The sequence below is a fragment of the Cellulomonas sp. P5_C5 genome, assembly GCF_054049655.1.
The window spans coordinates 1-20732 of sequence record NZ_JBFULY010000035.1 but is presented as its reverse complement, the minus strand read 5'-3'; the positions used below and the strand labels follow the sequence as shown (position 1 = coordinate 20732).

The window sequence follows — 20732 nt, the reverse complement described above, 5'->3', positions numbered from 1 at the left end:
TCCATCGGACGATCTTGCCCCCCGGGCCGGGGGTCGGCCAACAGGGCACGACTCCACGACGTGCGCGTCCACCCGGTCGGGGCCAAGGTGGGGGTGATCTCCTCGGGAGCGGCCCGGGGTCCGACGGAGGTGCAGATCATGTCCCAGGCAGCGTCGCCGCAGGGGGCGACGGGCGGCTCGGCCGTACCCCCGCACCCGTACAAGAACAAGGCCATCGGTCTCGCCGTCGCGGCGGCGGTCGGTGGCTTCCTGTTCGGCTTCGACAGCTCGGTCATCAACGGCGCCGTCGACGCGATCGAGGGCGAGTTCGAGATCGATCCCGCCGTCACCGGCCTCGTCGTCGCGATCGCCCTGCTCGGCTGCGCCTTCGGCGCGTGGCTGGGCGGCAAGCTCGCCGACCGCTGGGGCCGCACCCGGGTGATGTTCCTCGGCGCGGTCCTGTTCTTCGTCTCCTCGATCCTGTCCGGCATCGCCTTCGGGGTCTGGGACCTGGTGCTCTGGCGCATCATGGCCGGCATCGGCATCGGCATCGCGTCGGTCATCGCGCCGGCGTACATCGCGGAGATCGCCCCCGCGGCGATGCGCGGCCGGCTGGGGTCGCTGCAGCAGCTCGCGATCACGCTCGGTATCTTCGCGGCGCTGCTGTCCGACCAGCTGCTGGCGACGGCCGCCGGTGGCGCGTCCGAAGAGCTCTGGTTCGGGCTCGAGGCGTGGCGCTGGATGTTCATCGTCGCGGTGATCCCCGCCGCTGTGTACGGCATCCTCGCGCTCCAGATCCCGGAGTCGCCGCGCTACCTCATCGCGACGGGCAAGCGCGAGGAGGCCAAGAAGGTGCTGGCCACCACGCTGCCGGAGCACGACGACGTCGAGGCGCACGTCGTCCAGATCGAGCACACGATCGCGACGGACAAGAAGCTCGCGTCCCAGGCCAGCCTCAAGGGTCCGCGGTTCGGCCTGCTGCCCGTGGTGTGGATCGGCATCCTGCTGTCGGTGTTCCAGCAGTTCGTCGGGATCAACGTGATCTTCTACTACTCGAACACGCTGTGGCAGGCCGTCGGGTTCGAGGAGAGCCAGTCGTTCATGATCTCCACGATCACGTCGGTCACCAACGTGCTCGTGACGTTCATCGCCATCGCGCTCATCGACAAGATCGGCCGACGCCCGCTCCTGCTCACCGGCTCCTTCGGCATGGCGGTGACGCTCGGGCTCATGGCGCTCGCGTTCACGCAGTCCACGGGTACGGGCAAGGACGTCACCCTCGACGGCTCGTGGGCCGTCATCGCCCTGGTCTCCGCGAACCTGTTCGTGGTCTTCTTCGGCGCCACCTGGGGCCCGCTGGTCTGGGTCCTCCTGGGCGAGATGTTCCCCAACCGCATCCGCGCGGCAGCGCTCGGCGTGGCCGCGGCCGCGCAGTGGATCGCCAACTTCCTCATCACCGTGACGTTCCCGCCGCTGCTGGACACGTTCGGCGCGTCCATCCCGTACCTCATGTACGCGATCTTCGCGACGCTGTCCTTCTTCTTCACGCTCTGGAAGGTGCCCGAGACCAAGGGCATCGAGCTGGAGGACATGGAGGGCGTGAAGGTCGACCGCACCCGCCGGGGGGCCTCGACCACGTGACCGCCGCCTGACCTCTGCAACCCGCACGCGGCCGGACCACTCCACGGGTCCGGCCGCGTCGCTGTGTGACGGAATACTCAGAGGCGTCAGTTGCTTGAAGCAAGCGTCGGTCGTATCGTTGCTACGAGCAACAAAAAGGAGTGCCATGCCGTCCGTCCAGCTCGAGGCCCCGCCGCAGCTGCTGCTGCGGTCCGTCGAGGCCTTCAACCGCGCCCTGCGCGAGTCGTCGCTCGGGGTCGCCCGCGAGATCGGCTGCTCCAAGGGCACGTTCGCGATCGTCCGGATCCTGGAGCGCCGCGGCACCCTCCAGGTCAGCGACATCGCGCACATCCTGCGCGTCGACATCTCGGTCGCCAGCCGCCAGGTCAGCCAGCTCGTCGACGACGGCCTGGTCGAGCGCGCGGTCGACCACGGCGACCGCCGCGTCCGCACGATCCGCCTCTCCCCCGCCGGCCGCTCGCTGGCGCTCGAGATCGGCGCGGTGCTCGACCGTCGCGCCGGCGAGGTCTTCGACGGCTGGTCCGCCGACGACCTCACGGCCGCAAGCGCGACGCTCGACCGCCTGACGACGACGATYGCGCGGATGACCGACCCGACCGCGCCGGTCCCCGTCGGGACCGTCCCCACCGTCCCCACCGTCCCCACCGAGCCGGCCCAGGCCGACCGCGGGGCCGTGCCCGCCCACGCCTGACCCACGACCCTCGCCCGCCGACGGCACGCCGACGGCGCACGACCCTGCCAGCACCACGAGAGCGAGACCATGTCCAGCGCCACCGCACCAGAACCCACCAGCACCGCTGAGAGCACCGCGCCCAGCAGCACCCCGAAGATGACCCACCGCGAGGTCCTCGAGGCCCTCTCCGGCATCCTCCTCGGGATGTTCGTCTCGATCCTCGCGACGAGCGTCGTGTCCTCGTCGCTGCCGCGGATCATCTCCGACCTCGGCGGCACGCAGTCGGCCTTCACCTGGGTGGTCACCGCCACCCTGCTCACCACCACCATCTCGACACCGATCTGGGGCAAGCTGGCCGACCTCGTCGACCGCAAGCTGCTCATCCAGCTCGCGCTGGGCATCTCCGTCGTCTCGTCGGCGCTCGCCGGGCTCTCCCACGGCACGGGCATGCTCATCGGCATGCGCGCCCTGCAGGGCATCGGCGCCGGCGGCCTCACCGCGCTGGGCACCGTCCTGATCGCGGACATCATCAGCCCGCGCGAGCGCGGCCGCTACATGGGGCTCATGGGTGCCGTCATGGGCATCGGCATGGTCGGCGGCCCGCTGCTCGGCGGCGTCATCACGGACAGCGCCGGCTGGCGGTGGAACTTCTTCATCGGTCTGCCGTTCGCGGTGGCCGCGATCATCGTGCTCCAGCGCACGCTGCACCTGCCCGCCCGCAAGGCCCGCAAGGTGAAGATCGACTACGCCGGCGCGACGCTCCTGTCGGTCAGCATCGCGACCCTGCTGCTGTGGATCACCTTCGCCGGCACGTCGTTCGACTGGGCCTCGTGGCAGACCGCCGCGATGGTCGGTGGCTCGCTGCTGACCCTGGCCGCGGCGATCTGGGTGGAGTCCCGCGCGAGCGAGCCGATCATCCCGCTGCACCTGTTCAAGAACCGCACCCTGGTCCTGGCCGTCGTCGCCAGCATCGCCGTCGGCGTCGCCCTGTTCGGCACCTCGGTGTTCCTCAGCCAGTACATGCAGCTGGCCCGCGGCAAGACCCCGACGCAGTCCGGCCTGCTGACCATCCCGATGATCGTCGGCCTGCTGGTCTCGTCGACCGTCTCCGGGCAGATCATCAGCCGCACCGGCAAGTACAAGAAGTTCATGGTCGCCGGCGCGATCCTGCTCACCACCGGCCTCGGCCTCATGGGCACCATCCACTTCGACACGTCGTTCACGCTGGTGGCCCTCTACCTCGTGATCATCGGTGCCGGCGTGGGGATGCTCATGCAGAACCTCGTCCTCGCCGTGCAGAACACCCTGGACGTCCGCGAGATCGGCTCGGGGACGTCGACCGTGGCCTTCTTCCGGACGCTCGGTGGCGCGCTCGGCGTGTCCGCGCTGGGCGTCGTGCTCTCCCACCGGGTCACCGACCTCATGGTCCGCGGCCTGGTCGCCATCGGCATCGACCCGTCCGCCATGGGCTCCGACGGGGCGATCCCGGACCTGTCCACCCTCCCGGACAACGTGCGGCTCGTCGTCGAGCAGTCGTTCGGCAACGCCATCGCGGACCTGTTCCTCGTCGCGGCCCCGGTCGCCCTGGTCTCGCTGATCGCGGTCCTCTTCCTCAAGGAGGTGCCGCTGGGCACCCGCTCGGGCATCGAGCAGCTCCTGGAGACGGAGGGCCAGGCGCTCGCGCCGGCCACGTCGCCGGTGGCGGTCGACGCGACGGTCGACCCGACGGTCGACCCGACCGACGCCGAGCTGGACGCCCTGACGGCCCAGGAGCGGATCTCCACCCGCGACTGACCCCGGACGACACCGCCCCGCAGCCCCTCGGTTGCGGGGCGGTGCCGTGTCAACTCTCCGACGGCCGATGCCGATGACCAGGGCAACTCATCTGCCGGAAGGACTCCCCATGTCGTCGACCACCCCCGGCTGGTACCCGGACCCCGACCCGAGCGCGAGCGCCGGGCGCCAGCGCTGGTTCGACGGGACCGGGTGGACCGAGCACGTGTCGGCGCCGGCCGTCGCGCCGCCCGCCGAACAGTTCGCGCCCGTCTACGCGGCCGCTCCCGTCCAGGTTCCGGCCTACGGCTCCGCGGCGCCCACGACGATGCCGTACGCACCGACCGTCTCGTCGTGGGGCGGGGGACCGGCGCTCGGCGGGCACATCGTGGTGGGCTCGATGTCCAAGGCCGAGGCCAGGGCGCTGCCCCGCAAGGAGCGGAACTCGAAGGACCGCCCCGACCTCGACCTGGCGCGCGGCCGGAACCAGCTGACGTACAACGCCGTGCTCTACGGCGCCGTCAGCCTGCTCATCAACCCGTTCCTGGTGTTCTCGATCATGGCGATCGTGTGGTCGGTCCGAGGCCGCAAGCGCGCCGAGGACTTCCAGCGCCAGGGCTACCCGCCGCTGGGCCGTGGGCAGGCCGACGCCGGCCTCACGCTGGGGATCGTCGGCACGGTGGTCGGCGTCGCACTGCTCGTCCTGCGGTTCGCCTCGGCGCTCAGCTCGATGTGACCCGTCGGACGCCGGGCGCGCTCAGTGCGCCCGGCGGGCCGCCGCGAGGTCCTCGTTGAGCCGGCCCAGCTGCGTCGCCAGGCCTTCCACGTCCGTCGCGCTCCACCCCGTGAGCGCCTGGCGCAGGAACGCGCGTCGTGCCTGCTGAGCGGCCCCGAAGCGGCGCAGGCCCTCGTCCGTGAGCTCGAGCAGCTGACCGCGGTAGTCGTCGGGGTCCGGGCGACGCGACACCAGGCCGAGGGTGCCGAGCCGGGCGAGCTGGCGGGACATCGTGCCCCGCCCGACCCCGATCGTCGTGGCCAGGTCGCTCGCCCGCACCCCCGGCGAGGCCGCGATGAGCGCGAGGAGCGAGTAGGCGGCGGGCTCGAGGTCGGGGTGCACGTCCCGCGAGATCGAGGCGGAGGAGGCCTGCGCACGGCGCAGGAGGAGACCGAGCTCGCGCTCGAGCTGGCGGAACTGTTCGTCGACCACGGTCACATCCTGACGGGACCCCTACGAAAATCGCCGCATCGCCACCCGAGCAGAAGGAAGCGTTTCAGCAGATCACCGCGCGGAACGGGTGTCAACACCCAAGCGCGACGCCGAGCGTGGGGCTCAGCGCGACCAGGTCGCCCGCTGGCGCGCGACGTGCGCGATCGCCATGATCCGCGCCGGGTCGAGCCGGACGGGCATCGCGCGGAACACGGTCTGCACGTCCTGGCGGGCGATGGCGAACGCGTCGTGCCCGGGCTGGACCGTGCGCACCTCCAGGTCGCCGTGCACGACGACGACGCCGCGCACCGTGATCGCCGCGCAGGCCGCAGCGAGCAGGGCGCCCTGCACCCGGGTGGCCTCGAGCCGCGCGTCCCGCAGGTAGGACATGGACCGCCCGTCGACGACGAGGGTGCGGCCCTCCACGACGATGCGCTGACCGGGGTGCCGGCGCTCGGCGACCGTGAAGATCCCGGCCGGGCCGATGAGGAGGTGCTCGACCATGCTGCCCTGCCGGCCGAGCGGGACGTCGTGGACGACCTGCCAGCCCTCGTCACCCATCCGCTCGAGCCGGGTCCGCACGGAGCTGCCGCGCTCACCACGGATCGCGGCGAGGTTGATCGAGTCCCAGTCGTCCCCGCCGAGCCACGCCTGGAGCGCCGACTCGTCCACGGGGTCGAGGGCGCCGACCCCGGGGGTGGGCAGCGTCATGGCGAGCTCGGCGACGTCGGCGCGCAGGTACGCCTGCGCGGCCCGGCGCAGACCGGCCTCGTGCTGGGGGTCGTCGACGACGACCTCACCGGACTGGAGGTCGACCGAGCCGACCCGCGCACCGCTCTCCTGCGTGACATAGAGACGGTCGGCGCCGTAGCGCCGCCAGCGTCGCACTGTCAGGACATCTTCCACGTGAGCATTATCGGCACCTGCGGGCCCCGACTTCACACGTGTCGACCATCTGGACGTCACACGTCCGGGGTGTCCGCCTCGGCGCGCCGCGGCTCGAACGCCAGACTCACCGAGTTCATGCAGAACCGGTCGCCCGTCGGGGTCTGCGGCGCGTCGTCGAACACGTGCCCGAGGTGCGATCCGCACCGCGCGCAGCGCACCTCCGTGCGGACCATGCCGAGGCTGCGGTCGGAGATCAGCTCGACGCGGTCGCCGGCCAGCGGCGAGAAGAAGCTGGGCCAGCCGCAGTGCGAGTCGAACTTCGTCTCGGAGCGGAACAGCTCGTTGCTGCACGCCCGACAGCGGTAGACGCCCTCGCGCTTCTCGTCGAGCAGCTCACCCGTCCACGCACGCTCCGTCCCCGCCCGGCGCAGCACCGCGAACTCCTGCGGCTCCAGCTCCAGCGCCCACTGCTCGTCGGTCTTGGACACCTCGTAGGTCATGTGTGCTCCTCCTGGTCGAGCTGGGGTTGGTGGTGGCGTCCGGTGCAACTCCCGCATGCCTCAGGACGTTCCCGACGCGCCCGGGCGACGCTCTGACCTGGCGTGTCGCAGTCCAGCCTCAGTTCCGCATACTCTCGCCTCAGCACGGCCCCCTCCGAGCCGCGCTCGCCCAGCTCGTGAGGTCCACGTGCCAAGAGCCGTCCGCCGCCGCTGGCCGCTGACGCGGTCGTTCGCGGTCATCAGCAGCATCGCCATGGGCGTGCTCGGCTGCGCGCTGGTCTGGGTCACGTGGAGCGTGATGAGCCAGCAGTCGGTGCGCGACGGGATCGCGACCGCCGAGACCGTCACGACGTACGCCACKGCGACCGTGCCGACCGACTCCTTCGTGCTGCCGAACAACCTCGACCAGGCCCAGAAGGACGCCGTCCAGGCCGCGACCTCCGGGTTCGGTGACCGGCTCGTCGAGCTGCGGCTCTGGGCGCTCGACGGCTCGCTGATCTACAGCTCGGCCGAGCACACCGAGACGGGGTTCCCCGACGGTGACCGCCTCGACCTGGTCACCACCGGCGGCAGCCCGAGCGCGCGGGTGATCACGGACGTGCGCGGCGTCGGCGAGGGTGCCGGGGGCGGCACCGAGCGGCACGTCCTCGACGTCTACGTGCCGGTGGGGGCCGACGACGTCGCCGACCCCGACCCGACGCGCGGGAGCGACGTCATCGGGGCCGCCGAGGTGATGCTCGACCACACGGCGGCGGGCGCCGCGCTCGCCGAGGCCGTCCGCACGCTGGCGGCCGTCGTGGCGCTCGGCCTGCTGGCGCTCTGGCTGGTGCTGTTCCGGACGGTGTGGACGGCGTCGCGCCGGCTGCAGGCCACGGCCCTCGAGAACGCCCGCCTGGCGCTCCTGGACTCGCTCACGGGGCTGCCCAACCGCCGCATGCTCGCGGAGCGGATGCGCCGCACCATCCTCGAGGCGGAGGAGACCGGCTCCCGCGTCGGGCTCATGCTGCTGGACATCGACCGGTTCAAGGACATCAACGACTCCCTCGGCCACGACCGCGGCGACGAGCTCCTGGAGCAGGTGGCCGAACGCCTGCGCGGCGCGCTGCGGGACGACGACGTCGTCGCCCGGCTCGGCGGCGACGAGTTCGCCATCCTGCTGCCCGACGTGCGCTCCGTGGCCAACGCGGAACGGCTGGCCCGGCGCGTGCGCGGCCTGTTCGTCCCGCCGTTCATGCTCGGCGAGCTGCCCCTCCACGTCGACACGTCCGTCGGCGTCGCGTGCCTGCCCGACCACGCGACGGACCCGTCGTCGCTCATGCGTACCGCGGACGTCGCGATGTACGCCGCCAAGCACCACCGCACCGGCGTCTCGGTCTACTCCGCGGACGAGGACGACTCGTCGCCCGCCCGCCTGGTCCTGCTGGGAGACCTGCACCGCGCGCTGACCCCCGCACCGGGCGCACCGCGCGAGCTGCGGATGCACTACCAGCCGAAGATCGAGCTGGCGACGGGACGGACCGTGGGCCTCGAGGCGCTGATGCGCTGGGTGCACCCCACGCGCGGCGTGCTGCCGCCGACCACGTTCATCCCGCTGGCGGAGCAGTCCGGGCTCATCCACGACGTCACGCGGTACGCGCTCACCGAGTGCGTCACGCAGCTCGCCGCGTGGCGCGCCGAGGGCCGGGCGACGCCCGTGGCCGTCAACCTGTCCGCGCACGACGTCACGACGGTGGCCGTCGTGGACCTCATCGAGTCGCTCCTGGAGGAGCACACGGTCCCGGCGGACCTGCTCGAGGTCGAGATCACGGAGACCGCGCTGGTCGCCGACCCGTCCCGCGTGGTCCCCGTCCTGGAGCGGCTCGGCGCCCTCGGGATCCGGGTGGCCATCGACGACTTCGGCATCGGCAACACGTCGATCTCCCAGCTGCGGGACCTGCCGGTGGACGAGCTGAAGATCGACCGGCTGTTCGTCGCCGACCTCGGCGTCGAGGGCCGCGAGGGGTCCGAGGTCGTGGTGCAGGCCATGGTCGACCTCGCGCACTCCTTCGACCTGCGCGTGGTCGCCGAGGGCGTCGAGGACGAGTCCACGGCCGTGACGCTGCGCCGGCTCGGGGTCGACCAGGCGCAGGGCTACCTGTACTCCCAGGCCGTGCCCGCGGACGACCTGCGGCTCACGCCCGCGGTGCCGCGCCCGCGCCGGGACCGGGGTGGCGGCCGCGGTGGAGTCGCCGTCGCCGCGTCACGTCCGCCGACGACACGCCACACGCGTCCTCCCAGGTCACCTGGCACCGATGACACCAACGGGTGAATATCGTGCGTTCGGCTCAAGTCGGGCGCGCGCGGTGCCGAGAGATACTTTTCCAACTAGGGGGGTTCCCACATGATGGATGACCTGCTGCAAGAGATGATCGACCCGGCCCCGGTGCACCGCGACGCACCCCGTGGGCGGCGGCTCTGGACCACGGTGGCCATCGTCGGCCTCGCCGCCGTCGGCGCCACGACGCTGACCACGTCGGCGATCTTCACGGACAACGACGCGACCTCCGCGACCATCGAGAGCGGCACCGTCGACCTGGCGATCGGGCAGGACGTGGCCTTCGAGTTCTCCCCGCAGAACCTGGCCCCCGGCGACTCGACGTTCGTCCCGCTGCAGATCAACAACACCGGCTCGCTGGCGCTGCGGTACGCGATCTACTACTCCGCCACGCCGACGGCGAACCCGGGAACCGACCCGGTCCTCGACCCCCCGGCGACGCCCGGCGACCTGCGCGACGTGCTGGTGCTCAACGTGTACCAGGTCGACCAGGGCAGCTGTTCGGCAACCGGCCTGGTGGGCCAGACGGCGCTCAACGCCGCGCCGCCGAGCCCGTTGCTCGGGACGTCGACGAGCCTGGTGGGCGACACCCTGCAGGGTGACGACCCGGGCGACCGGGACCTGCCCATGGACCGCACGAGCGAGTGGCTCTGCTTCCGGGTCGACTTCCCCGACACGGCCGGCAACGCGTACCAGGACGCCGGGGTGACCCTCGACGTGAGCTTCCACGCCGAGCAGATCGCCAACAACCCCTGACCTGATGCCCTCCTGGTCGGACGGGCGACGTGACGCCCCCGCCGTCGACCGACGCGCGCCGCGCGTGCTCGGTCGGCGGCGTTCGCGTGCCCCGAAGCCGGTGTGGCGGCGGCTCGTGGGCGTCGCGCTGTGGAGCGTCGTCATCGTCTGCGGTGCGGCGTACGCGACGTCGCTCGCCGTCCCRCTGTGGTTCCAGGTCCACCACCAGCGGATCCTCATCGTGACGTCGGGCTCGATGGCCCCGAAGTTCGACGCGGGCGACGCCGTGGTGCTCCGGGCGATCTCCGACGAGTCCGACMTGAAGGTCGGCCAGATCATCTCGTTCTGGCCGATGGGCTCCGACGAGCTGGTCACGCACCGGATCGTCGCACTGCGCAAGCTGCCCGACCTCCGGCAGGACGCGGCGACCGGCAACATGGTCCCGAAGCTCGACGCCGCCGGCGAGCCGTTGACCAAGTCGTACGTCGTGACCAAGGGTGACGCCAACGCCGAGGCCGACGCGAACGCGACCCCCATCGGCCGCATCCGCGGGGTCCAGCTGGCCGTGCACAAGGGCTGGGGCTGGGTGCTGCAGTGGGCGGGATCCGCGCAGGGACGCGCCGTGATGCTCGTGCCTCCGCTGCTCGCGCTCGCTACGCTCGAGCTGCTCGCGATGGGCGACGCCCGCCGCGACCGCCGCGACCGCCGGGAGCACCCCGAGCGCCGGAGCGACAGCGCAGACAGGAGGGTCGATGAGCTCCTCCTCGACTGAGCCTCCCCGCGCGGAGCCGCGTCGGCGCACCTTCTGGTCGGTGGACCGTCGCGGCCTCGTGCGGCTCGCGGTGGCGATCGGGTTCGCGGTGGCCGCCCTGGCGAGCCCGCTGGTGGGATCGACGTCCGCGCAGTTCACCGACAGCACGGACGTGTCGCTCACCTTCTTCGTGGCGCCCGAGCAGCCCTAGTCCCTGATGCCGCGGGCGGCGAGCAGCACCGCGTCGGGGTCGTAGACCATCGACAGCGTCTGCAGGCGTCGCGCGACGGCGGGCGTGAAGACCCGCTGCGCCCACTGCGGTCCCGCGGCACCGGTGAAGTTCGGCAGGCCACCCTCCCGCGCCCAGGGCGCGAGCCCGTCGTGCACCCGGGCGGTGTCCCGGGTGACGACCTCGGCCACCTCGGGGATCATGACCCCGATCGTGAAGAGCGAGAACGCCGCGTCGCGGTACGGGAACGCGCTGGGCACCCCGCCGTCGTCGAGGACCTTGCCGCCCAGCTGACGGACCTCGACCATCGCCTGCGCGGACTGCGCGTCGGGGCCGACCAGCTCGAGCAGCCGGTCGGCGGCCTCCAGGGGGAACGCGTCGAGCAGGCTGTGGTGCTCGTGCAGCGGCATCGGGTCGACCGGGTCGGAGTGCACGTCGCCGAGCGCCGAGTACGGCATGACCCGCACGGTGTCGATCAGGGGCGTCGCGACGGCACGGATCGCGCGGATCATCTCCTCGCCGACGGCCGGGTCGCCGGTCCAGGCGAAGCGCACGCTGACCGACGTCGTGCCGCGCAACGGCTCGGGGAACAGCGGCAGGTCGGGCAGGCGCATGACGGCGATCGACGTGGTGCCCTCCTCGGGCAGCACGTCGCACCACCGGCTCCACGTGCGGACCACGGCGGCGGCGTCGGCACCGGCGAACCAGAGGGCGCCCGCGTACAGCTCCGCCTGCTCGACCAGGTCGATCTCGACGGCGGTGACGATGCCGAGCGTCCCCTTGCCGCCGCGCAGGCCCCAGAACAGCTCCGGGTGGTCCACGGCGGTGACGCGGCGGGCGACGCCGTCCCCGGTGACGACCTCGAACGCCCGGACCGTGTCGGACGCGAGCCCGTGGGTGCGGGCGACCGGGCCGAGCCCGCCGCCCGTCAGGTAGCCGACGACGCCGACGTCCGGCGACGAGCCGGCCAGCCCGGCGAGCCCGGACGGTGCGCACGCCTCGAGCACGGCCGCCCAGCGCACGCCCGCACCGATGCGGGCCCAGCGCTCGTCGGCGTGCACGGTGAGCTCGTCGAGCGCCGCGGTGCTCACGAGGATCGCGTCCTGCATGGTCTCCGTCGCGCCGTGCCCGGTGCTCTGGACCGCGACCCGCAGCCCGGCCGTCGCTGCGACGCGGACCGTGCACGTGATGTCCGCGGCGTCGCGCACGGGGACCACGGCGACGGGCCGGATCGCCTTGGTGAGGTTGCTGGTGCCGGTGAGGGCGGTGTATGCCTCGGTGCCCGGGAGGTGCACGGGGACACCCGCGTCCGCGAGCGCCGTCACGGCGGCTGCGGTGGCGGGGCGGTAGTCGGCGCCGATCGGCGAGCTGAGGATGGTCATGGGGGTGTCCTTCGTCGTCCTGTCCTGCGCCGTCGTCGGCGCACGGGCAGGAGGGGACGCCGGTCACCGCGTCTGATACATCCCGGGATGTCCGAAGTTACCGAGGAGTACCCCGGTTCAGCCGGGCGGGGTCGCCGGGAGCGTGATCGTGAACGTCGTGCCCTCGCCGAGCGTGCTCGTGATCGTGAGCTTCCCGCCGTGCGCGTCGACGACCGCCTTGGTGATCGACAGCCCGAGGCCCACGCCCGGGATGGCGCGCCGGGTGGCGGTGGACGCGCGGAAGAACCGGGTGGTCAGCTGGGCGAGCTCGTCGGGCGGGATGCCGATCCCGGTGTCCGCGACGACGACGTCTGCGCCACCGGACGAGCTCGGCGTCACGCCGACCCGGACCGTGCCGCCCGACGGCGTGAACTTGATCGCGTTCGACACGAGGTTGTCGACGGCCTGCGCGAGCCGGACCGGGTCGCCGTCCAGCGGGGACTCGACCTCGGACGCCTCGAGCCGGACGCCCGCGGCGTCGGCCACCGGGGTGGCGGCCTCGACCGAGGCGCGCACGACGTCGGCGACGTCGATGCGCTGCGGCGCGATCGAGAACCGTCCCGCGTCCACCTGCGCGCTGAGCAGCAGGTCACCCACCAGCCGCAGCTGCCGGCGGGCGTTGCGCTCGATCACGGTGAGGTACTCGCGCTGCTCGTCCGTGAGCGGGTCGGTGCCGTCGGTGAGGAGCTCGAGGTACCCCAGCACCGACGTCAGGGGCGTGCGCAGCTCGTGGCTGACCAGGCTGACGAACTCGTCCTGGAGGCGCGCGGCCTCCCGCTCGGAGGTCACGTCGGTGGCGACGACGACGTACCCGGTCGTGGTGCCGTCCGACTCGGAGCGCCGGGTCACGGCGAGCCGGACCGTCATGCGCTCGCCGTCGCGCGCGACGTACGTCCAGTCGCGCACCTCCGGGCGACCGGCCAGCGCGGGTGCGACGAGCGCGTCGACGAGCGCCTGCGGGTTGTCGACGGGGGAGTCGTCGGCGAAGAGCAGCGTGCGGCGGGCCTCGAGCTCCGCCTTGTCGTGGAAGTCCGTCAGGCGCATGCGTCCGACCACCTCGCCCTGCCCGTACCCGAGCAGCCGTTCGGCGCCGGCGTTGAACACCTCGACCAGGCCCGTGGCGTCCGTCGCGATGATGGCCTGCTCGGTCGCGGAGTCGATGACGGAGACCAGCGCGTCGCGGGCGGCGCGGCGCTGGTCCGCGACACGAGCGAGGGAGAGGGCGTCGGCGCGCGCGCGGTCCAGCAGCACGGCCTGGTCCATCTGCAGCGACAGGAGCGCGTTGCTGCGCGCCCGCAGTCGTGACGTGATCTCGTGGACGGTGGCGGCGACCACCAGCGCGACCAGCGTGACGAACAGCGTGCGGACGACCACGTCGACCGTCAGGTTCACGTCCGACGTGAGCAGGACGGGAGACACGACGACCCCGGCCACGCCGAGCCCCGCGATCCAGATCCCCCGCCGCTCGCGCTGCGACGCCAGCGCGATGACCGGGAAGAACACGAGGGTGGTGTACGGCGAGCCCGGGCCACCCGTGCCGGTGCGCAGGTAGGCCACCGCCACCAGCTGGAGGATCGGCAGGATGTCCTGCCGCCCCTCGGGCCAGCGCCCCCACGGCAGGTAGCGTGCCGCGATCAGCTGCCCCACGGTGAGCAGGGCGGCGATCACGACGTCCCGTTGGCTGGACACGTGCACGCCCGGGATCAGCAGGGTGAGCAGCGCGACCAGGAAGACCCCGACGAACGGCAGCTGGCGCTCGACCACGCCGCCGTCCGGCCCGAGGTGGCGGGCGAGGCGGCGCAGGTAGCGCGACCCCATGGTGATGAGGTCGCTGCGCTCGTTCGACCAGAGCTCGGTCATCCGCGGCTCACGACCCGTCCCCCAGGGCCCGGGAGAGGGCGGCCTGGACGCCGTCGCCGGAGAACGGCTTGGGCAGCCACGCCTCCACGTGCGGGTAGTCGTCTGCGTCGAGGACCGACGTCACCACGACGGGCAGGCCGGGCCGGCGGACGCGCAGGACCTCGATCAGCTCCCAGCCGCCCATGCCGGGCAGCCGCAGGTCGACGATGGCGACGTCCACGGAGTCGAGGTCGGGGCTGGCCAGCGCCTCCTCGGCGCTCTTCGCGGCCACCACGTCGTGGCCGAGGCGCCGCACGTGCCGGGTGATCAGGGCGAGCTCGTCGGGCTCGTCGTCGACGACGAGGATGCGGGGGGTCATGCCAGACCGCCGTGCAACAGGAGCGCGACGACCGTGACCGCCAGCGAGACCAGGGCGACGACCACGAGGAGGCGTCGCTCCGTGCGCCGGTTGGACCGGATCTCGTCCTCGAGGGCGTCGGACGACAGCGTCGCCCACCAGCGGGCGTCGTCGCCCGGGGCCGCCCGGTGAGAGCTGCTCATCCCATCACCCGTCCCGTCTTCTCGGTCTTGTCCCACACCGCGCTCGCCCCCCGCGCCTGCTTGACGTACGCGTCCAGGGTGATCGCACAGAGCACCGGTCCGAAGCCCACCACGTAGAGCAGCGGTGTGGCGAGCCACCGCACCGCGCGGGAGCGTTCCAGCAGCTTGACCACCCACGCCAGCGCCATCGCGAGCACCGACCACGAGTAGAGCGTGAGCGTCCAGACCATCCGGCCCGTCTCGGACATCTCGAGCCCGAGCAGGCTGGGGATCCTCTCCTCCCAGAGGTTCGGGAACCACGCGGCGCTCATCACGACGAGCGCGCCGAGCCCGGGGAACACGATCCCCTGCAGCCACGAGCGGCGGGCGGTCTCCCGGTCGAGCAGCAGGGTCGCCGTGGTGATGAACACGTAGGCGGTCACGGCGACCCACCAGAAGCCCTGGAACACGTCGGTCGCGGTCACCTCCGCGACGAAGTACAGGCCGACCAGGCCCACGGCCGCGAACCCCATCGCGACGGGCAGCAGGTAGATCGCGAACCAGATGATCCCGAAGTCGAGGTTGCCCAGGTGGTGGGTGCGGGACGGCCGGAACCACACGCTCCGGAAGGTGCGTGTGATCTGCACGTTGCCGCGGGCCCAGCGCACCCGCTGCTTCCACAGGGCGGTCACGGTGTCGGGCTCCTCCGCGAGCACCACCGCGCCCGGCTCGAACACGACCCGGCGACCGCCCAGCTGCGTGAGGAACGTGGTATACGTGTCCTMGGCCAGGGTGCTGGTGTCCACCTGCCCACCCACGGCCTCCAGGTTCTCGCGCGAGTGCAGCTGCGCGCCGCCGGCGAGGCACGCCATGGCACCCATGACGTTCTGCGCGCGCCGGGCGGCGGCCTGCGCGGTCACGTACTCGTAGCCGATGAAGCGCGCGACGCTGCCCGGCCGGCCGCTGCCCTCGCGGATGAACGCCGTGACGGCCCCGACGTTCTCGTCGGCCAGGTGCCGAGCCATCCGGCGCAGGGAGTCCGGCCGGTAGATGACGTCGGCGTCCATGATGAGCAGCGCCTGCATCCAGTCGTCCTCCAGGGCGACCCGGATGCCGTGGTTGAGCGTGTGCGCCTTGCCCTGGCCACCCTGCTCGCGGCGCAGGTGCACGATGCGGTCGTCGTACTGCACGGCCTTGGCGCGGACCACGTCGGGGGTGTCGTCGGTGCTCGCGTCGTCGACCACGAACACCTTGAGCCGGTCCGGCGGGTACTGCAGGGTCATCAGCCGGTCCAGCGAGGCCGCGAGCACGGCGCCCTCGTTCCAGGCCGGCACGATGACGACGACGCGCGGCAGGTGCGGCGAGGCGTCGCGCAGGTGGTTGCGGAACGCGTGCACCGGGACGAGCAGGTACTGGTAGAGACCGGCGAGGACCGGGATCGCACCAATGCCGACGAAGGCCACGAAGATCGCGACGAGGACGTCCCGACCGACCTCGCTCATCCGCGCACCCAGTCGTACACGCCCACGTCGGCGGCCTGGTGGGCGTCGGTGGACGCGACGAGCAGGACCCCGGCCGCGCGCAGCCGGTCGGCGACGCGCGGGCCGGGGCAGTGCCACTTCTCGTTGACCTCGACGGGGGTGCCCGTCGCGACCGCGGCCTCGGCCAGCGCGTCGAGCAGCTGGTCCGGCACGGCGTCCTCGGAGACGCCGATCTTCGGCAGGACCGAGAACGGGTGCGCCAGCTGGGCACGCCCGACCCCGTGCATGGCACGGATCATGGCGGTGACCAGCATCTCGACCACGTCCGCCGGGTCCAGTCCCGCCTCGATCCGCTCCCGCGTGGACCGCGGGCTCCACGGACCGTCCGGMCCGGGCACCTGGTGGTCGGCGAGCAGGACCCGGTCCGGACCCTGCGGCGTGCCGAGCGCGGCGAGCACCTCGCGCGGGGCGTCGACCGCGCCGGACGCATCGAGGATCTTCGCCTCGACGCCCGTGAGCACGGTCAGGCCGTCGACCGGCGGCAGCGCCAAGACCGCCGCGAGGAACTCCGGGACGTACGTGGTGGACACGCGGACGTGGTCGACCATGCGGAGCTCGCGCAGACCCGCGGCCTGTGCGGCCGCGAGGTTCTCGGCGGGGGTGCTGACGGCGTCGTCGGAGAACGTCGAGTGGACGTGGTGGTCCCCCGCGAGGGACAGGCCCGCCGTCATGGGGCGGGCAGCACGTCGGCGATCGGGAGGAACACGTCCTCCAGGTACCGGACGTTGGCGATCTCCTGGAAGTCGACGTGGTCCGGCACGGGCCGGCCCAGCACGGCGTCGAGCGTGAGGGACGGCATGTCGACGCCTGCGGCGATGGTCAGCGGCATCGCGCCCGGGAACCGCGGGTTGACCTCGAGCAGGGCGGGCCGGCCGTCGGCGTCCCGCTTGAGCTGGACGTTGGCGACCGTCGTGAGGCCGATCGCGCGCGCCACCGCCGACGCCGTCTCGATCAGCTCGTCGTCGTGCACGGTCACCCCGGCCACGGCGACCCCGGAGTCCACCCGCAGGCGGGCGCGCGGCACGGCGGCGATCACCCGTCCGTCGAGCCCGGCCAGGACGTCGACCGAGAACTCGTCGCCGGGCAGGAGCTCCTGGACCAGCAGGTCCTCGTCGGCGTCGTGCACGGCGTCGAGCTCGGCCTGCGTGCCGACCAGCCGGACGCCGCGCGACCCGGCGCCCCGGCGGGGCTTGACGATGACGGGGAAGTCCCAGCCGGAGACCGCCTGCGGCGTGCCGATCAGCTCGGTGCGCGGCACGCGCACGGTGCGCGCGCACGCGGCGGCGAGCGCCAGCTTGTCCAGGCACGTCTCGAGCGTGTGCAGCGCGGGGGACGCCAGGATCGTGCCGTCGGCCAGCAGCTCCTCGCGCGCGGCGGCGAGCTTGGGCAGCTCGACGTCGACGGTCGGGAACAGCACGTCGACGCGTTCGTCGCGGCAGATCCCCTGCACGACCTCGACGAAGTTCTCGGCCCGTCCGGCGGGCACCAGGTGCCGCGACCCGGCGTCCACGAGGTACAGCGCGCTGGCCCAGCGGTCCATGTCCGCGGCGATCACCTCGACGTCGCCCCGGCGCAGCAGCGACCGGATGACGGCGACCCCCGCGGGCCCCCCGGCACCCGTGACCAGGACCCTCATGCGTGACCTCCGTGCTCGTCGACGACGTCCGACTCGGGGACCGCGGTGACGCCCGCGGCCCTCGCCTTGCTGCTCAGCATCGCGGCGGCGCGCACCATCTCCAGCGGCTCCACGTACTGCCCGGTGCCGAACCGGGACCAGTAGCGGGCGGTGGCGCGGACGAGCTCCGGGTCCATGTAGTCGCGGTGCGCCTGGGACTCGAAGGCCGCGAGCATCTGCAGCTTGGCCTCGATGAACCCGTCGACGGGCACGAAGCGGCTGGGCCGGAAGTCGATGGTCGACGACGGGCTCTGGAAGCTCGCGAGCGACGGGACGCGGCGGGCGGCGATGTCCACGGCCTGCCGCACCGCGCGGTGGTCCTGGTGCCGGTCGTGCTCGCTGTGGGTGTAGACGACGGTCGGCTCGACCTCGCGGATGAGCTCCTCGATCGTCGTGATGAGCCCGCCCGCGGGATCGAGCCGCGTGTCCTCGAAGTCGTGCAGGTAGAGACGGGCCCCGATGATGCCGGCGGCGGCGAGCGCCTCGTGCCGACGGAGCTGGACCTCTCCCCCGATGGCCCCGCTGGACAGCGTGAGGATGACGACGGCGTCTCCGGCCGCGCGGTGCGACGCGAGGGTCGCGCCGACCCCGATCTCGACGTCGTCGGGGTGTGCCCCGACGGCCAGCACCGTCTCGGTGGCGCCCTCGGCGGCGCGCTTGGCCCGGCCCTCGACCGCGAGCGCGGTGATGCGCTCCAGGAGCGTCGCGGCGGCGACGGGCTTGACCAGGAACTCGTCGGCGTCGCGACGCAGCGCCTCGACGGCGTAGTCCACGCTGGCGAACGCCGTCATGACGGCCACAGGCGTGCCGGCCGCGCGCGAGCGCAGCTCCCCCAGCAGGTCGAGCCCGCTCATGCCGGGCATCTGGATGTCGGTCAGGACGACGTCGAACGTGCTCGCCGCGACCTCCGCCAGTGCGGACATCGGCTCGTGCACCACGGTCACGTCCATGCCGCCGCGACGCTCCAGCACCGTGCGCACGTACTGCGCGGTGTCGGCGTCGTCCTCGACGACGAGCACCCTGATCTGCTCACTCACCCCGAGTCGCCCTCCCCAGCCGGCCGGTGTGCCACCCACGCTATAGGGCCGCTCCGCCTGCGGCTCATCAGGGCTCGCGAGGGGGAATAGTCGACGGGGCAACCCTGTTGAGCGGCAAGTACATGCAAACGCATGAACTCTCTTCACCAAGCGAGGCGCGAGATGCAGTTCGGGATCTTCACGGTCGGCGACGTCACCACCGACCCGACCACCGGCCGGACGCCGGACGACACGGAGCGCGTGCGCGCGATGCTCACCATCGCCCAGCACGCCGACCAGGCAGGGCTGGACGTCTTCGCGACGGGCGAGCACCACAACCCGCCGTTCGTGCCCTCGTCGCCCACCACGATGCTCGGCTACCTCGCGGGCACGACGACGAACATCATCCTGTCCACCGCGACCACGCTGATCACCACCAACGACCCGGTCCGGCTGGCCGAGGAGTACGCGATGCTCCAGGTCATCTCCGACGGCCGGATGGACCTCATGATGGGCCGCGGCAACACCGGCCCCGTCTACCCGTGGTTCGGCCAGGACATCCGCCAGGGCATCCCGCTGGCCATCGAGAACTACGCGCTGCTGCGCCGCCTCTGGGAGGAGGACGTCGTGGACTGGCAGGGCAAGTTCCGCACCCCGCTGCAGGGCTTCACGTCCACCCCGCGGCCGCTCGACGGCGTCCCGCCGTTCGTGTGGCACGGCTCGATCCGCAGCCCCGAGATCGCCGAGCAGGCCGCCTACTACGGTGACGGCTTCCTGCACAACGCGATCTTCTGGCCGCTGGAGCACGCCGCGCAGATGGTGAACTTCTACCGCCAGCGCTACGAGCACCACGGGCACGGACAGGCCGACCAGGCCATCGTCGGGCTGGGTGGGCAGGTCTTCATGTCCAAGAACTCGCAGGACGCCGTGCGGCAGTTCCGGCCCTACTTCGACAACGCGCCCGTCTACGGGCACGGACCGTCGATGGAGGACTTCATGCGCGACACCCCGCTGACCGTGGGCAGCCCGCAGCAGGTCATCGACCGGTACGGGAAGTTCCGCGACCAGGTCGGGCACTACCAGCGCCAGATGTTCCTCATGGACCACGCGGGCCTCCCGCTGAAGACCGTGCTGGAGCAGATCGACATCCTCGCCACCGAGGTCGTGCCCGTGCTGCGCGCCGAGGCCGAGTCGGCCCGTCCCGCGCACGTCCCGGCGGACCCGCCGTCGCACGCCTCGCGTGTCGCGGCAGCGAAGGCCGCAGGTACGGTGCACGAGCAGGTCGTCGCCGAGGACACGTTCACCGGCCTCCGGGCCGAAGACTCGCTCTCTTCTTGATGCTGGGGAAAGGCTTCACGATGAGCACCCGCTCCATCGTCGTCATCTCGGCCGGGCTGTCCCAGCCCTCGTCGACGCGTCTGCTGGCCGACCGCCTGGCCGACGCCACCGTCACCGAGCTCGCCGCCCGCGGCATCACCGCGACCGTCGAGCACGTGGAGCTGCGCGACGTCGCCCACGAGGTGGTCAACATGACCCTCTCCGGCTTCGCCTCCGGCGGCCTCAAGGACGTCCTCGAGAAGGTCACCGCCGCCGACGGCGTCATCGCCGTCACGCCGATCTTCTCCGCGTCGTACTCGGGGCTGTTCAAGTCGTTCGTCGACATCCTCGACAAGGACGCCCTCGTCGGACGGCCCGTGCTCGTCGGCGCGACCGGCGGCACCGGTCGGCACTCGCTGGCGCTCGAGTACGCGCTGCGGCCGCTGTTCGCGTACCTGCGGGCCGACGTCGCCGGGACGGCCGTGTTCGCGGCCACCGACGACTGGGCCGACGGTGGGGGCGACGACGTGAACCCGCTGCCGAACCGGATCCGTCGCGCCGGGCGTGAGCTCGCCGAGATGGTCGCCGACCGGGAGCCGTCGGCTCCCGTCGGACTCTACGACGCGGTGCCGTCGTTCGAGCAGCTGCTCGGCGGCGCCTGACCCACCCCGCACGACCCCCGCACGACCCGAC

21 protein-coding genes are annotated in these 20732 nt (G+C 72.3%); 10 read left to right on the top strand and 11 right to left on the bottom strand.

Annotated features, from left to right (window positions below):
- Positions 1-138: 138 nt before the first annotated feature.
- From ACXJKF_RS19825 to ACXJKF_RS19810, 4 genes are all read left to right on the top strand, one after another.
- On the top strand, positions 139-1620 hold the full coding sequence (locus ACXJKF_RS19825; protein WP_456789446.1) for a sugar porter family MFS transporter: 1482 nt from the start codon (positions 139-141) through the stop codon (positions 1618-1620).
- A gap of 145 nt (positions 1621-1765) precedes the next feature.
- Positions 1766-2311 carry a MarR family winged helix-turn-helix transcriptional regulator gene (locus ACXJKF_RS19820; RefSeq protein ID WP_456789445.1) on the top strand — a complete coding sequence of 182 codons (546 nt, stop codon included), beginning with the start codon at positions 1766-1768 and terminating at the stop codon, positions 2309-2311.
- A 69-nt stretch (positions 2312-2380) separates the two neighbouring features.
- Entirely contained in the window at positions 2381-4087 is a 1707-nt protein-coding gene (locus tag ACXJKF_RS19815; protein ID WP_456789444.1) for an MDR family MFS transporter, read from the top strand.
- A 109-nt stretch (positions 4088-4196) separates the two neighbouring features.
- Positions 4197-4802: a DUF2510 domain-containing protein gene (locus ACXJKF_RS19810; protein ID WP_456789443.1), complete on the top strand. Its 606-nt coding sequence runs from the start codon at positions 4197-4199 to the stop codon at positions 4800-4802.
- Between the two features lie 21 nt (positions 4803-4823).
- Here the strand turns inward: ACXJKF_RS19810 and ACXJKF_RS19805 are convergent, their stop codons facing one another.
- The 3 genes from ACXJKF_RS19805 to msrB form a co-directional block, all read right to left on the bottom strand.
- The gene (locus ACXJKF_RS19805; protein ID WP_456789442.1) at positions 4824-5273 is read right to left on the bottom strand and encodes a MarR family winged helix-turn-helix transcriptional regulator; all 450 of its coding nucleotides are present in this window, start codon (positions 5271-5273) and stop codon (positions 4824-4826) included.
- 123 nt (positions 5274-5396) lie between these two features.
- Positions 5397-6179: a nuclease-related domain-containing protein gene (locus tag ACXJKF_RS19800; RefSeq protein WP_456789441.1), complete on the bottom strand. Its 783-nt coding sequence runs from the start codon at positions 6177-6179 to the stop codon at positions 5397-5399.
- Between the two features lie 56 nt (positions 6180-6235).
- Positions 6236-6661, bottom strand: coding sequence for a peptide-methionine (R)-S-oxide reductase MsrB (msrB, locus tag ACXJKF_RS19795; RefSeq protein ID WP_456789440.1), 426 nt, complete (start codon positions 6659-6661; stop codon positions 6236-6238).
- Between the two features lie 187 nt (positions 6662-6848).
- Here msrB and ACXJKF_RS19790 point away from each other — a divergent pair, with 187 nt between their 5' ends.
- The 4 genes from ACXJKF_RS19790 (at position 6849) to ACXJKF_RS19775 (ending at position 10672) form a co-directional block, all read left to right on the top strand.
- A complete protein-coding gene (locus tag ACXJKF_RS19790) occupies positions 6849-8969 on the top strand; it encodes a putative bifunctional diguanylate cyclase/phosphodiesterase (protein ID WP_456789439.1) in 2121 nt (706 codons plus the stop codon).
- Between the two features lie 72 nt (positions 8970-9041).
- Positions 9042-9731: a TasA family protein gene (locus tag ACXJKF_RS19785; protein WP_456789438.1), complete on the top strand. Its 690-nt coding sequence runs from the start codon at positions 9042-9044 to the stop codon at positions 9729-9731.
- 4 nt (positions 9732-9735) lie between these two features.
- Entirely contained in the window at positions 9736-10482 is a 747-nt protein-coding gene (locus ACXJKF_RS19780) for a signal peptidase I (RefSeq protein ID WP_456789437.1), read from the top strand.
- The gene (locus ACXJKF_RS19775; RefSeq protein WP_456789436.1) at positions 10463-10672 is read left to right on the top strand and encodes a hypothetical protein; all 210 of its coding nucleotides are present in this window, start codon (positions 10463-10465) and stop codon (positions 10670-10672) included. Before ACXJKF_RS19780 ends, ACXJKF_RS19775 begins: the two co-directional genes overlap by 20 nt.
- On the opposite strand, the gene ACXJKF_RS19770 is transcribed toward ACXJKF_RS19775, so the two are convergent.
- The 8 genes from ACXJKF_RS19770 to ACXJKF_RS19735 form a co-directional block, all read right to left on the bottom strand.
- Positions 10669-12072 carry an FAD-binding oxidoreductase gene (locus ACXJKF_RS19770; protein ID WP_456789435.1) on the bottom strand — a complete coding sequence of 468 codons (1404 nt, stop codon included), beginning with the start codon at positions 12070-12072 and terminating at the stop codon, positions 10669-10671. The genes ACXJKF_RS19775 and ACXJKF_RS19770 overlap by 4 nt on opposite strands.
- Positions 12073-12189: 117 nt before the next feature.
- Positions 12190-13971, bottom strand: coding sequence for a sensor histidine kinase (locus tag ACXJKF_RS19765; protein ID WP_456789434.1), 1782 nt, complete (start codon positions 13969-13971; stop codon positions 12190-12192).
- Positions 13972-13978: 7 nt separating this feature from the next.
- Positions 13979-14329 carry a response regulator gene (locus ACXJKF_RS19760; RefSeq protein ID WP_456789433.1) on the bottom strand — a complete coding sequence of 117 codons (351 nt, stop codon included), beginning with the start codon at positions 14327-14329 and terminating at the stop codon, positions 13979-13981.
- Positions 14326-14511, bottom strand: coding sequence for a hypothetical protein (locus ACXJKF_RS19755; RefSeq protein WP_456789432.1), 186 nt, complete (start codon positions 14509-14511; stop codon positions 14326-14328). The genes ACXJKF_RS19760 and ACXJKF_RS19755 overlap by 4 nt, the downstream gene beginning before the upstream one ends.
- Positions 14508-15992 carry a glycosyltransferase gene (locus ACXJKF_RS19750; protein WP_456789431.1) on the bottom strand — a complete coding sequence of 495 codons (1485 nt, stop codon included), beginning with the start codon at positions 15990-15992 and terminating at the stop codon, positions 14508-14510. The genes ACXJKF_RS19755 and ACXJKF_RS19750 overlap by 4 nt, the downstream gene beginning before the upstream one ends.
- On the bottom strand, positions 15989-16702 hold the full coding sequence (locus ACXJKF_RS19745; RefSeq protein ID WP_456789430.1) for a PHP domain-containing protein: 714 nt from the start codon (positions 16700-16702) through the stop codon (positions 15989-15991). The genes ACXJKF_RS19750 and ACXJKF_RS19745 overlap by 4 nt, the downstream gene beginning before the upstream one ends.
- Positions 16699-17667 carry an ATP-grasp domain-containing protein gene (locus tag ACXJKF_RS19740; protein ID WP_456789429.1) on the bottom strand — a complete coding sequence of 323 codons (969 nt, stop codon included), beginning with the start codon at positions 17665-17667 and terminating at the stop codon, positions 16699-16701. The genes ACXJKF_RS19745 and ACXJKF_RS19740 overlap by 4 nt, the downstream gene beginning before the upstream one ends.
- Positions 17664-18743, bottom strand: coding sequence for a response regulator (locus ACXJKF_RS19735; protein WP_456789428.1), 1080 nt, complete (start codon positions 18741-18743; stop codon positions 17664-17666). Before ACXJKF_RS19735 ends, ACXJKF_RS19740 begins: the two co-directional genes overlap by 4 nt.
- 162 nt (positions 18744-18905) lie before the next feature.
- Between ACXJKF_RS19735 and ACXJKF_RS19730 the strand changes: the two genes are divergently transcribed.
- Together ACXJKF_RS19730 and ACXJKF_RS19725 are read left to right on the top strand one after the other, a co-directional pair.
- Complete coding sequence (locus ACXJKF_RS19730; protein WP_456789427.1) at positions 18906-20060, top strand: LLM class flavin-dependent oxidoreductase; 1155 nt, start codon at positions 18906-18908, stop codon at positions 20058-20060.
- A gap of 20 nt (positions 20061-20080) precedes the next feature.
- Positions 20081-20701 (top strand): FMN reductase, encoded by a 621-nt coding sequence (locus ACXJKF_RS19725; RefSeq protein WP_456789426.1) that lies wholly within the window; start codon positions 20081-20083, stop codon positions 20699-20701.
- The last annotated feature ends 31 nt before the right edge of the window (positions 20702-20732 follow it).

Excerpts from the sequence above, each read along its gene's own strand:
- ACXJKF_RS19825 (WP_456789446.1), top strand. The coding sequence starts at position 139 with ATGTCCCAGGCAGCGTCGCCGCAGGGGGCGACGGGCGGCTCGGCCGTA.
- ACXJKF_RS19815 (WP_456789444.1), top strand. The coding sequence starts at position 2,381 with ATGTCCAGCGCCACCGCACCAGAACCCACCAGCACCGCTGAGAGCACC.
- ACXJKF_RS19810 (WP_456789443.1), top strand. The coding sequence starts at position 4,197 with ATGTCGTCGACCACCCCCGGCTGGTACCCGGACCCCGACCCGAGCGCG.
- msrB (WP_456789440.1), bottom strand. The coding sequence starts at position 6,661 with ATGACCTACGAGGTGTCCAAGACCGACGAGCAGTGGGCGCTGGAGCTG.
- ACXJKF_RS19785 (WP_456789438.1), top strand. The coding sequence starts at position 9,042 with ATGATGGATGACCTGCTGCAAGAGATGATCGACCCGGCCCCGGTGCAC.
- ACXJKF_RS19775 (WP_456789436.1), top strand. The coding sequence starts at position 10,463 with ATGAGCTCCTCCTCGACTGAGCCTCCCCGCGCGGAGCCGCGTCGGCGC.
- ACXJKF_RS19770 (WP_456789435.1), bottom strand. The coding sequence starts at position 12,072 with ATGACCATCCTCAGCTCGCCGATCGGCGCCGACTACCGCCCCGCCACC.
- ACXJKF_RS19765 (WP_456789434.1), bottom strand. The coding sequence starts at position 13,971 with ATGACCGAGCTCTGGTCGAACGAGCGCAGCGACCTCATCACCATGGGG.
- ACXJKF_RS19760 (WP_456789433.1), bottom strand. The coding sequence starts at position 14,329 with ATGACCCCCCGCATCCTCGTCGTCGACGACGAGCCCGACGAGCTCGCC.
- ACXJKF_RS19755 (WP_456789432.1), bottom strand. The coding sequence starts at position 14,511 with ATGAGCAGCTCTCACCGGGCGGCCCCGGGCGACGACGCCCGCTGGTGG.
- ACXJKF_RS19740 (WP_456789429.1), bottom strand. The coding sequence starts at position 17,667 with ATGAGGGTCCTGGTCACGGGTGCCGGGGGGCCCGCGGGGGTCGCCGTC.
- ACXJKF_RS19730 (WP_456789427.1), top strand. The coding sequence starts at position 18,906 with ATGCAGTTCGGGATCTTCACGGTCGGCGACGTCACCACCGACCCGACC.
- ACXJKF_RS19725 (WP_456789426.1), top strand. The coding sequence starts at position 20,081 with ATGAGCACCCGCTCCATCGTCGTCATCTCGGCCGGGCTGTCCCAGCCC.